This window comes from Hydrogenovibrio halophilus DSM 15072 (assembly GCF_000384235.1).
GTDB classification, from domain to species: Bacteria; Pseudomonadota; Gammaproteobacteria; order Thiomicrospirales; family Thiomicrospiraceae; genus Hydrogenovibrio; species Hydrogenovibrio halophilus.
Map to the genome: position 1 here is coordinate 1,231,812 of NZ_KB913033.1, position 13,627 is coordinate 1,245,438.

Consider the following 13,627-nt stretch of genomic DNA (forward strand, 5'->3'; position numbering starts at 1 on the left):
GGTTAAAAGGTGTTTCCGTGTCGGTTTCGGTCCAGGTCGTGTTCGACCATTAACCGGCAAAGGGTTTCCAGGTCGGTTTGCGGCGACCAGCCCAGTTCGTCTCTGGCTTTTTTGGGGTCGCCGATGAGCAGGTCGACTTCGGCCGGACGATAGAAGGCGGGGTTGACCCGCACGAGGGTCTGGCCTGTGCTGGTGTCCTTGGCGATTTCGTTTTCGCCCTGTCCGCTGAAGGCCAGTTCGATGTCGGCCGCTTTGAAGGCCATGCGGACAAAGTCACGCACGGTTTCGGTGCGGTTGGTGGCCAGAACGTAGGTGTCAGGGCGACTGGCCTGCAACATTCGCCACATGCCTTCGACGTATTCTCTGGCGTAGCCCCAGTCGCGCTTGGCGTCCATGTTGCCCAGTTCGAGCAGGTCGAGTTTGCCCAGTTTGATTTTGGCAACGCTGTCGGTGATTTTGCGGGTGACGAATTCTTTGCCGCGCAGGGGCGATTCGTGGTTGAACAGGATGCCGCTGCTGGCAAAGATGTTGTAGGATTCGCGGTAGTTGATGGTCATCCAGTGGGCGTAGAGTTTGGCCACGCCATAGGGGCTGCGTGGGTAAAACGGGGTGTCTTCGGTTTGGGGGATGGCCTGGACCTGACCGAACATTTCGGAGGTGGAGGCCTGGTAGAAACGGATGTCGGGGTTGAGCAGGCGGATGGCTTCGAGCAGGTGCACGGCACCCAGGCCGGTAATGTGTGCGGTGGCCAATGGCTGGTCAAATGAGACGCCGACAAAGCTCTGGGCGGCGAGATTGTAGACTTCGTCCGGCTGACTGCGTTCAATCAGGCGGATGGCGCTGGACTGATCGGTGAGGTCGAATTCGATCAGATGCAGGTTGGGGTGGGTGTCGATGCCCAGTGCCTGAATGCGCCAGAAGTTGACCGAGCTGGTGCGGCGATAGGTGCCATAAACCTGGTAGCCTTTCTGCAGAAGCAGTTCGGCCAGATAAGCGCCGTCCTGACCGGTGATGCCGGTGACGACGGCGGTTTTTGAGGTAGAAGGTGTCTGTTGGGTCATGGTTGTCTGTTTGTCTTTTGGTTTGTGTTCTGGTTTGTGTCTTTGGACAGTGTTTCCAGCCAGATTCTGGCGGTATTTTGCCAGCGGTAGGTCGCCAGCTTTTGAGCCATCGCTTTGGGATCGGAGGGCGTAGGGGGCTGTGCTGACCAGTGTTTGAGACTATTGTAAAGGTTTTGCTCGGGTTTGTCCTGATCGAAAAAACGGGCATGGTCGTTGGCGATTTCGCGGAAAACCGGCAGGTCGCGCGCCAGAATGGGCAGGCCAGCCTGCATGGCCTCGAGCAGGGGCAGACCCAAGCCTTCGCCCAGACTGGGTGCGATCAGGCCCCAGGCCTGACGGTAGAGGGTTTGCAGTTGGCGGTCATTGACGTCGGTCAGCCAGACACAGCGGTCGGGATAACGCTTGACCATTTCTTTGAGCCTTGCATGGATTTGGGGCAGGTTGCGTTGTTGTTGCCCGGGCAGAGATTGCCAACCCAGTTGCCCGACAATGACCAGGCCTGGTGATGTCTGATCAGGCGTTGCGTCCTGCCAGAGGGTTTCGAATGCCTGCAATACATCGAGGTGACCTTTGCGTGGTTCAATGGTGCCGACGGTCAGGAAAAAATCCGGTGGCAAGGGAACGTCAAGGCCGGTGGCATTCGGTTGCGTCGCCGGATCGGTGGAGGCATCGTTCGCCAAGTCACTGCCAAGGGGCAAAGGCGTGATGACGGGACGAGCGTTCGTATCCGTTGTCTGTCGGTCAAGCCAGTCATGAATCTGACTGGCGACGGTATCGGATATGGTGAACAGGCCATCGAAGCTTTGGGTCATGCTCAGCCAGCGTTCAAAAACCCGGTCTGTGCCGGGAGGAAAACAGTCGGGCAGCTGGATGGGCAACAGGTCAAATACGGTGGCGTGCAATTGCGCGCCTTGTGCTTGCCATTGCTGGTACAGGCCCTGTTGGTGGGCCTGAAAGTGCTGGTGCATGGCCAGGTCCATGGTGACGAGTTGGTCGCCCGGCTGCGGGGCGATCCATTCTTCACCTGAGGCGTCGTCGGCCCTTTGCGAGCTGGGGCAGTGCAGTGCAAGCCAGTCGGTGTGGGCGCTTCGGTAGCGCCACTGGCCGTTGTGTTCACAGAGTTTGACCAGTTTGAGTTCGTAATCGGCAGGGGTGTTTTCGATCAGGCTTTCGATGAGACGGATGGCGTAACGTTCGATGCCGGTTTTGTGATTGTGGCTGAAGGTGGCGGTGGCATCGATGTGTATGACCGGGCGCATCCGTGCCGGCGTAAAGGTCTGGTTTAATGTCAAGGCCCATTGTTTGAGGTCTGTGTCGGACAGTGCTGGCCAGGTTTTGGCTGGCAGTTGCTGCAGTGTGTTGAGTAGCCTTTGATTTGGGTGCTCAGGTGCTTCGGTGATGGCTTTTCTGTAGGCCCGGGCGCAATGTTCAGGGTGGTGGTGAGTCCGGATGTGCTGGCGTGCCCGGTCGCTGAGGTGTTGCCGTTGTTGCGGGGAGTCAAGCAGTTGGTTTAAGGCTGTGATCAGTTCCTGGTCGGTGAAGTCGTCCCGGATGGCGGAGACGCTGTCTTCGGGCAGCTCGGCCATGGTGCCGTTGCGGTTGATCAGTGTGGGCAGTCCGGCGTTCATGGCATCCAGAACAGCCGCAGAGGTTTCTCCGCGGGTGTCGGTGCGCAGCTGTACAGCGATGTCTGCGGCGGCCAGATGGTTTTGGTAGGTGTGGTCATCGACCCAGCCGGTGACGGAGATGCTGGGGTCCTGGGCCTGAATGTCTTCGAGCGCCGCCTGATAGTCTGGAAGCACGTGTTTGCCGACAAAGATCAATTGTGCGCGTTGACCGATCTGGTGGGTTTGCCACAGTTGAGCCAGGCGCAGGTTGAATTTACTGGGGGCGAGCACGCCAAAGCTGCAGACCACGAGATCCGCCTGGGGGAGGTTAAGGGTTTGCCGAGCGGTCGTTTTGTCCGGAAACACTTGTGGCGTTCGCACGAGCGGAATGGTGTGCCAGTGATTGGGCGGTTGGCGATGGTAGAACGCCTGGTAGAGTTTTTTGGGGAAGTCGGCATGAACGATGACATTGCCGGCGTCTTCGAGCAGGGCAAGGTTACCGGGGTAGCGCTGCATGATTTCGGTGTCGCTCAGACGGCTTTTTTGGCTGGGTTGTGGGCATTTTCTGGCCATGATTGCAGCATAACCGTGGGCGTGATGCAGTGTATTGTCCCACTCGCTCATGGTTGTGTTCGAGGTGGCTTCGAGGCTGCTGTAGAGGCCGCCCAGAAAAAAGTCGTGTAAAACAACGGTGCCGGGGAAGCGGGAAATCCAGTTGGGCATGTTGCGATGAAAGGAGGAGTTGCCAACCTGATAAACACGATAGTCAAAATCCGGGGCATGGCATTCAAACCAGTCGCTGTCCTGAATGGGAAGGGTGGCGAGGGATTCGGGCAGTTGCGGTTCGGCTCCGTCGTTGATCAGGGTAATGGCAAAATACCGCTTCAATTCTTTCAGTAACTCGGCGCTGTAGGTGGCAATGCCGGTCTGTTGAGGGGGTAATGGTGTGACAAACGCCAGCGTGGGGTTGTCAGGGTTGGTTGTGTGGTCGGGACGTTTTTGACATTGGGCCGTCTGTTCGAGATGTTGCCAGGTCTGCTGGGCGGTCCGGGTCCAGTTAAATGACTGCGCACGCGCCAGGCCGTGATCCTTGAGCTGTTGGCGGAAAGCGTCGTCGTCATGCAGACGTTGCATTTTGGCAGCGATGTCCCGGGCGTCAAAGGGGTCGAATCGGGCGTCGGGCTGGTCCATGACCTCGGGCAACGAGGTGGCGTCGGCGACGAGGACCGGGGCGTGGCAGGCCATGGCTTCCAGCGCAGGCAGGCCGAAGCCTTCATGCCAGCTGGGGAATACGAAGCCCAGACAGGTCTGGTAGAGTTCGGCCAGTGTTGAATCGGAAACATAGCCGGTAAATATCAGGCGCTCGGACGAAAGCCCGTGTTGTTCGCCATGCTGAATGAGCTGATGCTGTACTTCCGGGTGTATTTTTCCTACCAGTACCAGTTGGGTGTTTTGCGCTTTGCCTGAGAGCCGGGCGAAGGCTTCGATCAGTTTTGGCAGGTTTTTGCGTTTGTCGGCCCCGCCGCTGTATATGAAAAAGGGGGCGGTGATTGGGTATGACGCAATGTTGTCGGATTTGCGTGCCTTTGTGGCTGGTTGAAAGACGGCATCGAACCCCAAATGGGTGGTCTGAATGCGTTCGGGCGGCAGGTTTAAGTGTTGGGTCAGTTCGTTGGCGCTGGAGTCGGAGATTGCCAACCAGCCAGAGGCCGTGCGCAGGTGTTCGAGTTTGTCGAGGTAAAAGGCCCGAAACCCCGGGATGTCGTTAAGGTAGGTGGCGGGGTGCAGGTATGGGATCAGGTCAAAGGCGGTGACGACACAGGGTATGCCAGCCTGTTCCAGGTCGCTGACTGACACCGCGACTTCATCAAAAAAACCTTCAAACAGACTGGGGATAAAACACAGGTCAGGCGAAATGGAAAGAATGCGTTCACGCCTTGTGGCCAGGGCGCACTGACGGCGCGGCAGGTTGGCCGGGTCGCTTTCGGCCAGAGGAGAAGGCCCTTGCCAGCGCAACAGTGTCACGCTTGGGTGGGAGGAGAACATTTGATCGATCTGTAACGTGGATTCGCTGAGGTGGCTGTTGACGAGCAGGTAGAGTTGGTGTTGTGCCGCATTGGTACGAATCAGGTGTTCGATCAGGGCTTTGACATAGCGGCCGATGCCGCGAAAGCGGCTTTCGGATTGCATGCCTTGTAGGTCGATGACGAGCTTCATTGGCGATCCTGACGGGGTTGTTTTTGAGTCATTGTCTGGTAAAGATTTTGGGCGCGTCCAGGCAAGAGGTCATGCTGGTTTTGCGGTGGCGGTTGATGACCGAGGTAAAGTCGAAACAAACGTGTTTTGAGACCTGGCAGCCGCTCCAGTAATGACCAGGCTGTTTTTTTCAGCCTGGGGTTGCGATCCAGAATTTTGGATTTGGTTAAGTGAAGCAGGCGCCGCCCTTTGTTGTTTATTCGTGTGCGCAGGTTTAATGATGGGCGCTGAACCATGAACCAGTGTTTGAGCTGACGTAAGTGGCGAGTCAGTTGTCTCAGAGGCGCTGTCCAGCGCCAGGAGCGACTGTTGAGTAATTGTCTGCAGTCGCTGTCGAGCTTTTCCAGCTTGTGGATTTGTGCGCTCAGGGTCTGATGGGTGCGCTGTTGCTCATTGTTAAGCTGTTCCAGTTGTTGGGCTTGAGTCGCCAGAACTTGCTGGAAGTGCCGGTGGGTGTTTCCGAGCCATTGTTCATGGCGGTCGATTAAATCAGCCAGTGTGTGACCGTTTGTCAGCTGAAAAGCTTTCTCGAAATCAATGAGGGCTGATTCATCAGTGGGTTTTTGGGCCAGCAGCGCGTAATCGGGGCTGACATGATAAAACACGTCAAACAGTGCAATGGGTTGGTCGGGTGTCAGAGCGCCGTAATTGTCCAGGCGAAGTATGTAGGGGTTTGTCAGGCGATAATGCCTCGCCATGAACGCGATCAGGTCTGGTGGCAAAGGCTTTTCATGGGTGGGGTCCAGATAAAAGCTATTGGTGGCGACCGTCAGGTTTTCCGGGTTTGGGGTTTCAAGCAGGATGATGCCGCCAGGCGCGAGCACACGTTCCATTTCCGCGAACAACGCCTGGAGCTGTTCAAAAGACAGGTGTTCGATCAGATGGAAAGCTGAAATGAAATGGAAGTGGTTGTCGGGTTGTTGTTGGAGAAAGGTCAGGGCTTCTTTCTGGTGTGCCCTCAGTTTTTTGTCCCAACAGGCTTGCAGCATGGAGGGGTCAAGGTCAACGCCTTCTCCGGAAATTCGGTGTGTTGCAAGCCATTGTAACCATTCGCCTCTTCCGCATCCCAAATCAAGTGCTCTGGGCTCTGGGAAGTTTGCCTGCAGAGCCTTAACCAGGGGAAGGTAAGCTTCCAGGCGCTGGGCAATGCTTTCACGAGAACCGCGGAAGGTGTCTTCAAGGTGTCGGTAAAAGTCGCTCATAATTTTGGGATGCTTGTGGTTGTGGGCAGCCAGGCGGTGCCGATGAATTCGGGGTGGTGGGTGTTATGCACTTCGAACACCAGTGCCCGGTCAAACCAGTCGATATTACCATGCAGGTGGCTGGCGTGTCGATGTACAGCGACGGTGACCGAATAGCTGCCCGGGCCGAGGTTGGCGGGAAAGGCGAAGTCGATGTGTTGCGATTTACCCGGCTGCAAGTTGAGGGGGTGACCGAGGTGAAAGGTGTTGGTGCCGAAAACGTCGTGGCCGACGCGGTTTTTGATCAGCAGTCCGATGGTGATGTCTGGGGTGGTCTGATGGGCTGAAAGTTTCAGGCGCAAGGTGACGGCCTGGCCGACGCTGATTTGCTCAACCGGTTGCAGGTTCCGGTCAAGCAGTTGCACCCGGTCGATGGTCACTTCTTTGCTGCCGGATCGGGTTTGGTTGTCGCTGGCATGTTCGATCAGGGCGTGGTCTTCTTTTTGTGCCACCAGCGCGTTGTAGTAGTCCATGACATCGGCGGGGTCACCGTCCATGGCCAGTCGACCCTGGTCAATCAGTAGGGCGCGGTCGCAGAGTTCGAGCACGGCAGATTTGTCGTGCGAGACAAATAATAACGTGGTGCCCTGTTGTTTGAACTGGCGGATACGGTCGAAGCTTTTGTGCTGAAAGTAGCTGTCGCCCACGGACAGCGCTTCGTCGATGATGAGGATGTCGGGACGCACGGCGGTGACGGCGGAAAACGCCAGACGCATCTGCATGCCGCTGGAGTAGGTGCGCAGAGGCTGTTCGAAAAAATCGCCCAGTTCACTGAAAGTGCGAACGTCTTGAAGCAGGGATTCCGGCTGGGGCAGGCCCAGCATTTTCAAGGCGTGCAGGGCATTTTCGCGACCGGTAAATTCGGGGTGAAAGCCAAGGCTGAGTTCGAGTATGGCGGCGACCCGTCCCTGGAAGGCAACGGTACCGTAGGTCGGGGGAAGGGTGCCGGCAATCATTTTTAACAGGGTGCTTTTGCCGGCCCCGTTCTGGCCGACCAGCGCCAGTGCCTGACCACCGGGGAGAGAGAAGCTGATGTCTTCGATCACGGTATGGACGCTGGCTGGTCGGGGCTGAAAGCCCAGCCATTTGAGGATGCGGTGCCAGCCGGAGGCATAGCGGGTGTAGCGTTTGGTGAGCTGGCTGATTTGAATGCTCATAGCTCTTCCACCATTTCTGCGGCCACTCGGCGATAAAGCAGGAAGCCAAGTGTGTAGAAAAGTACGATGGCACCCGCCCAAACGCCGAGTGTGGTCAGGGAGGGCGCGTTGCCATAAACAAAAATCTGCTGGTAGGTGGCCACCAAATGTGTCATGGGGTTGTACTGTAACCAGGCCTGGTACTTTTGGGGGAGGATGGACACCATATACACAATGGGGGTGAGCCAGAAGCCGATTTGCAGAAGCACGGGAATGAGTTGACCGATGTCACGGAAAAACACGTTGAGCAGTCCCAGTATGAGCCCCAGAGAGGAGGCCAGCATCAAGGTCAGGATGACCAGCAAAGGCAGCCAAAACAGCTGTAGAGTCAGAGGATGGTCAATGAAGGCGATGACCAGGGTGACGGCCGCGGCCAGCAGGATGCCAGTGACAGCGGTTTGTCCGATGACGACAATGGGGATGACGGCGCGGGGCATAATGAGTTTTTGGATTTGTTGGGCGTGGTCGATGAACATGGTCAGGGATTTGGACAGGGTTTCGGCAAAAATGCTCCAGCCGACGATGCCAGCCATGAGGTAAACCGGGTAGGCGTAGGCGGAATCGACGCCTTCGAGTTTGGCGCTGAGAATGTTTGACAGAATCAATGCGTATATCAGCGCCATGACCAGCGGTTGGACCAGCATCCAGAAAAAGCCGATTTTGCTGCGGATGACGCGCTGTCTCAGGTCACTGTGAATGGCGCTTAAAATGTAGGCGCGATAATGCCATAAACTTTTCAGCATTTGGGGGAGCGTCCCTGTTGGGTCAGTTGCTGTCGAAATTGGGCTTTGAAACGTGCTTGAGAAAAACGCTCGGCATTGGCTTTGCAGGCATCTTGAGTTATCTGCGATTGTGTTTCAAATTTTTGTACGGCTTGCTGGAGCGCCTGGGGTGTCTGGCTGTGGAACAGCACGCCACTGGGGGACTCATGGCAGTCCAGGTCACGAATGGTTTCACTGAGTGCGCCATGGGCATAGCCAATCACCGGGGTGCCGAGCGATTGGGCTTCGAGCGGGGCGATGCCGAAATCTTCGGTGGCCATGTGGACAAATGCTTTGGCGTATTGCATCCAGCGGGTGACTTCGTCGTCCTCAAGGTAGCCCAGAAAATGGGTATTGGGTTGGGCCAGATTTTTGAGTGATTCGGTTTGTGGTCCGGAACCGATCACAATCAACGTCTTGTCTGGCATTTTATTGAATGCTGCGATGATTCGATCAATGCTTTTGTAGGGCACCAGACGCGAAACGATCAGGTAGTAGTTCAGCATGGGAGCTGGCGTGGCAACGGGTTCGCGTTTTGGAACCGGTGGGTAGACAACCGGTGTGGTCAGGTTGGCTACGTGTTGCAACCGCTTGCGGATGAAGTGGGAGGTGGCAATGACTTTGTCCGGTCGCATAAAACTGACGCTGTCCCAGATTCGGAAACGGTGCAGCCAGCGTCGAATCAACCAGGCTTTGAGGCCTTTGCCAAACGAGCCGTCCCGAAAGTGGGCGAACGAGAGGTCCCAGGCGTGGCGCATGGGCGAGTATATGTAGGCCAGGTGTGTTTGGTGCGGGTGGGCGATCACGCCTTTGGCAACGGTGTGTGAGCTGGAGATGATCAGGTCATAGTCGCTCAGGTCAATGTTCTCGATCCACCGGGGCATTAACGGAAGAAACCAGCGATAGCGTTTGGCAAAATGTCGGGTTAACCAATGATTGTAGTGATAAACCGGGGTGTTGCCAAGCCAGTGTCTGTCCCGGTCCGGGAGGGTGTCAACCAGTGTCACTAGGTCAGCTTCGGGAAACATTTCCAGTAATGTCTGGAGAACAAATTCGGCCCCCCCTTTGGCTGTGAGCCAGTCATGGACAATCACAATGCGCCCGAATTCCGGGTCGGGATGGGCTGGCTTGGGATGAGGGGCTAAATGCATAAGGCGTTGTTAACGTCCAAAATCATCATCATAGCGAATGATGTCGTCTTCGCCGGTGTATTCGCCTACCTGCACTTCCATCACCACCAGGTCGACCTTGCCGTGGTTTGCCAGACGGTGTTTTTCGCCAATGGGGATGTATGTGGATTCATTGCTGCGCAGCATCTGAATCTGTTCGCCGACTTGCACATGGGCGGTGCCACTGACAACGACCCAATGCTCGCTTCGGTGCAGGTGCTTCTGTAAAGACAGCTTTTTGCCCGGATGGACAATGATGCGTTTGAGTTTGTATTCGCTTGTGCTCATCAGGGTTTCGTAAGACCCCCAGGGGCGATAGACCAGTTGATGCAGTTCGGTGAGTTCGGAATTGTGGCGTTTGAGTTCGGCCACGACTTGTTTGACGTTCTGGCTGTGTCCGCGTTTGGTGATGAGCAGGGCGTCGGTGGTGTCGACAATGATCAGGTCGTCGACATCGACGGTGGCAATGGTGTGGTTGCGGCTGATGATCAGGTTGTTGCGGCTGTTGAAGTTGAGTGAGGGAAAGGTGTTTTGACCGCGTTCAAGAACGGCATTGCCCTGATCGTCTTTGTCGATTTCTTCATACAGGCTGTCGAAGCTGCCCATGTCGGACCAGTCCATGTCGGCAGGAATGACCGCAATCTGATCGGATTTTTCCATCAATGCGTAGTCAATGCTTTCGTCAGGAATGGCTTGCATGGCTTCGAGGTCAATCCGAACCAGTCCGTTTGCGTCGGTTTTGGCGGTTTTCAGGGCTTTCTGGCAGGCGCTGTGGATGTCCGGTGCGTGCTGTTGCAGTTGATCCAACACATGATTGACCTGAAAGCAGAACATGCCGCTGTTCCATAGGTAGTGCCCGCTGTCCAGATAGCTCTGAGCAGTGACTTGGTCGGGCTTTTCTTTGAAGGAGAGCACGGTCTGGCCGTCGTGTTCGATGTAGCCAAAGCCGGTTTCCGCTGCATGGGGACGAATGCCGAAGGTGACCATTTGGGGGGTGTCGGCCACACTCAGGGCTTGCTCCACGGCTTGTTGGTAGGCCTCAGGGTCCTCAATCAAATGATCGGAGGGGGTGACAAACATGCGATCTTCGGGGCTCAGGGACATGGCGGCCAACGCAATGGCGGGGGCCGTGTTACGCCCGACCGGTTCCAGAATAAAGCGCGCATCGGTGATGCCGATTTCTTCGAGCTGGTCTTTGATGATGAAATAATGCGCTTCGTTGGTCATGATGATGAACTCATCGACCAGAGTATGGTTGCGCGCTATGGTTTTCTGAAACAGCGATTTCTGGTCAAAAAGCTTGACGAATTGTTTGGGCAGGTGTTTGCGACTCAGAGGCCAGAGCCGGGTGCCGGATCCGCCACAAAGGATCAGGTTGGTGATCACGTTTTTACCCTTTGTCTCGACATGGAAAATGATCGGTAAATTATAGCATAGCTGTTCGTCGCTTTATGACGACTCACGCTTGGTTTGCTGGATAATGGCTTCGACTTCTTTTAACTTTTCCTGCACCAGATCGGCATTGCCTCGGGTTTCAATGTTGATACGCAGCAGTGGTTCGGTGTTGGAGGCGCGAACATTCAGACGCCAGGAATCAAAATCCAGACTGAGACCATCGATCTGACTGATGCTGGGCGCTTGTCCCTGAAAGTGGGTTTGAATGGCGGCCAGTGTGGCGGGAATGTCGGCGACGGTGTGGTTGATTTCGCCACTGCACGGGTAGGCTTTCTGGCAGTGCGCCACCAGTCGGGAAAGCGGTTGTTGGGTGTCGCTGAGTTGTTGCATGATCAACAGCCACGGAATCATGCCGGAATCGCAGTAGGTGAAGTCTCTGAAATAATGGTGTGAGGACATTTCACCGCCGTAGAGGGCGTTTTCTTTGCGCATGCGTTCTTTGATGAAGGCGTGGCCGGTTTTGGATTCGATGGGAAGGCCGCCGGCTTTTTCGACCAGCTCGATGGTGTTCCAGGTGAGGCGAGGATCGTGCAGGATTTTTTCACCGGGATGGTCTTGAAGCAGGCGCTCGGCAATGAGCCCGACCAGGTAGTAACCTTCGATGAACTGGCCTTTTTCATCAAACAGAAAACAGCGGTCGAAGTCGCCGTCCCAGGCGACGCCAAAGTCGGCCTGATGTTGCACAACGGCTTGTGCTGTTTCCTGACGGTTTTCGTGCAAAAGCGGGTTGGGAACGCCATTGGGGAAGTGGCCGTCTGGCTCGCAGTGCAGATAAATAGGGTCAATGGGAAGTTGGCTGATCAATGATTCGATCATGGCGGCGGCTGAGCCATTGCCGCAATTGAAGACGATTTTCTGACGTTTGAGGGTTTGGGGCGTTACGTAGCCGAGCAGGTGCTGAATGTAGGCGGTTTTATCAGGCAGGGCGTGGTGCTGGCCCGGTTTGGCGGCTGGGGTAAGCGCTTGGTCTTCGATGCGTTGGGCAATCGCCTTGAGTCCGGTGTCGCCGGAGATCGGGCGTGCGCCTTCTGTGACCAGCTTCATGCCGTTGTAACCTTTTGGGTTGTGGCTGGCGGTGACCATAATGCCGCCGTCAAACCCGTGATAAAAGGTGGCGAAGTAGATTTCTTCGGTGCCGCAGAGTCCAAGGTCGTAGACATCGGCCCCGCCCTGAATCAGCCCCTTTGTGAGCGCTTCGGCGAGTTCCGGGCTTTCCAGACGAATGTCGTGCCCGATGGCCACGGTTTTGGGTTGCAGGTGGTTGGCGTAGGCCAGGCCGATTTTGTGGGCAAGGTCGGTATTGAGTTGATCGGGCACTTTGCCGCGGATGTCATAGGCTTTGAAGCAGGGAATGGATGGCATAAAACAGACCTTTGGAAGTTGTGATTACTGTGCGCATTATAACGTTTTGGCTGTGGGCTGAAATTGTGATGTAAGAAATTAGTGGGTAAGATAAGGCGAAGTTTTCGCGAGGGCATAGGCATAGAAATGGTTTGGTTACAGCGGGCATTGGATTTGTTGCTGCCTTTTTTGATTGGGCTTGGTTGGTTTTTGGACCAGGCCTGGTTAAAAAGCGAGATGCCGTGGGCCTGGCTGGCTTTTCTATACGGTGGTTTTTTTGTCATTGTGGCTCAGTTGAGCGGGGTGTATCGCCAGTGGTTGCGGCGTTCGGCGTTTACCATTATGAGGCTGGTTTTTCAGTCGGCCTTGGTTTCACTGTCGGTGGCGGCGGTGGTATGGGGTGTTTGGTTTGACAGTCGTCTGGCTGCGTTGGATGTTTTGCTGGGTTGGTGGCTGGTTTTTTTATTATGGCTGGTCGGATACCGGTTGTTGATTTACTTTTGGGTGTGGTTGGTTCGCTGGCGTTTCGGTCAACAGCGCCGGGTGGTGATTTGCGGGGCCGGCCGGGTAGGACAAACTCTGGCAAATGTATTGCAGAACACCCCCGGACTGGGCTATCAGGTAGTCGGTTTTTTTGATGATGCGCCCTTGCCTGCGTCATTGCAAAATCAAGGTTATAGGCATTTAGGTTCTTTGAGTTCGGTGATGTCCACATCCATGCAGTCGGCATTTGATGAGGTCTTCATTTGCCTGCCGTTACAGGATGATCTTCAGATCAAAGCGTTAATGGATGGGTTGGCCGATTCGACCAAGGTGGTGAAGTTTGTACCGGATTTGTTTGCGTTTGATCTGATGCACAGCCACTTTGTGGATTTGAAGGGGCTGCCGGTATTCAGTGTGTATGATTCGCCGCTGACCTCACTGACCTCGCAGTGGCTGAAGCGGGGGCTGGATGTTGCGGTGTCGGTATGGGTGTTTGGCTTTTTATGGCCTTTGCTGCTGGGGATCGGCGTGGCGGTAAAACTGTCTTCGCAGGGGCCGGTTTTGTTCAAGCAGGTTCGTTACGGGATGGATGGGCGTGAGATCAAAGTCTATAAGTTTCGGACCATGACGGTAATGGAAAATGGTGAGAAGGTTGAGCAGGCCAAAGCCAATGATCCACGTGTGACAGCGGTGGGGCGTTTTTTGCGCCGGACCAGCCTGGATGAATTACCGCAGTTTTATAATGTGTTGCAGGGGCGGATGTCGGTGGTGGGACCGCGACCGCATGCGAAAGCGCATAATGAGCTTTATCGGGACTTGGTACCTCGCTATATGCAGCGTCATCTGGTCAAGCCGGGGATTACAGGCTGGGCGCAGGTGAACGGCTGGCGTGGGGAAACCGATACACTGGATAAGATGCAAAAACGGGTGGAGTTTGACCTGCATTACATCAAGAACTGGTCTTTGTGGCTGGATTTGAAGATTATGGTGTTGACTTTGTTTGCACTGCGCGGGGGTTAAGTGAATTTCAGTTGGTTTTTTAAGGGAATGGGGTTTT

The 13,627-nt window shown here is 55.4% G+C and carries 9 protein-coding genes; 1 reads left to right on the forward strand and 8 read right to left on the reverse strand.

Annotation, left to right across the window (positions count from 1 at the left end; genetic code table 11):
- Positions 1-2: 2 nt before the first annotated feature.
- The 8 genes from gmd to A377_RS0105950 form a co-directional block, all read right to left on the reverse strand.
- Positions 3-1,061, reverse strand: coding sequence for a GDP-mannose 4,6-dehydratase (gene gmd / locus A377_RS0105915; RefSeq protein WP_019895302.1), 1,059 nt, complete (start codon positions 1,059-1,061; stop codon positions 3-5).
- The gene (locus A377_RS0105920; RefSeq protein WP_019895303.1) at positions 1,058-4,885 is read right to left on the reverse strand and encodes a glycosyltransferase; all 3,828 of its coding nucleotides are present in this window, start codon (positions 4,883-4,885) and stop codon (positions 1,058-1,060) included. Before A377_RS0105920 ends, gmd begins: the two co-directional genes overlap by 4 nt.
- Positions 4,882-6,126, reverse strand: coding sequence for a class I SAM-dependent methyltransferase (locus A377_RS12030; RefSeq protein WP_083919112.1), 1,245 nt, complete (start codon positions 6,124-6,126; stop codon positions 4,882-4,884). Before A377_RS12030 ends, A377_RS0105920 begins: the two co-directional genes overlap by 4 nt.
- Positions 6,123-7,322, reverse strand: a complete 1,200-nt coding sequence (locus tag A377_RS0105930) for an ABC transporter ATP-binding protein (protein WP_019895306.1) — start codon at positions 7,320-7,322, stop codon at positions 6,123-6,125. Before A377_RS0105930 ends, A377_RS12030 begins: the two co-directional genes overlap by 4 nt.
- A complete protein-coding gene (locus tag A377_RS0105935) occupies positions 7,319-8,104 on the reverse strand; it encodes an ABC transporter permease (protein ID WP_019895308.1) in 786 nt (261 codons plus the stop codon). Before A377_RS0105935 ends, A377_RS0105930 begins: the two co-directional genes overlap by 4 nt.
- Entirely contained in the window at positions 8,098-9,273 is a 1,176-nt protein-coding gene (locus A377_RS0105940) for a glycosyltransferase (RefSeq protein ID WP_019895309.1), read from the reverse strand. The genes A377_RS0105935 and A377_RS0105940 overlap by 7 nt, the downstream gene beginning before the upstream one ends.
- A gap of 9 nt (positions 9,274-9,282) precedes the next feature.
- Positions 9,283-10,677 carry a mannose-1-phosphate guanylyltransferase/mannose-6-phosphate isomerase gene (locus A377_RS0105945; RefSeq protein ID WP_019895310.1) on the reverse strand — a complete coding sequence of 465 codons (1,395 nt, stop codon included), beginning with the start codon at positions 10,675-10,677 and terminating at the stop codon, positions 9,283-9,285.
- A 63-nt stretch (positions 10,678-10,740) separates the two neighbouring features.
- Complete coding sequence (locus tag A377_RS0105950; RefSeq protein WP_019895311.1) at positions 10,741-12,108, reverse strand: phosphohexomutase domain-containing protein; 1,368 nt, start codon at positions 12,106-12,108, stop codon at positions 10,741-10,743.
- 126 nt (positions 12,109-12,234) lie between these two features.
- On the opposite strand from A377_RS0105950, the gene A377_RS0105955 reads away from it, so the two are divergent.
- The gene (locus A377_RS0105955) at positions 12,235-13,590 is read left to right on the forward strand and encodes an undecaprenyl-phosphate glucose phosphotransferase (protein ID WP_051083146.1); all 1,356 of its coding nucleotides are present in this window, start codon (positions 12,235-12,237) and stop codon (positions 13,588-13,590) included.
- The last annotated feature ends 37 nt before the right edge of the window (positions 13,591-13,627 follow it).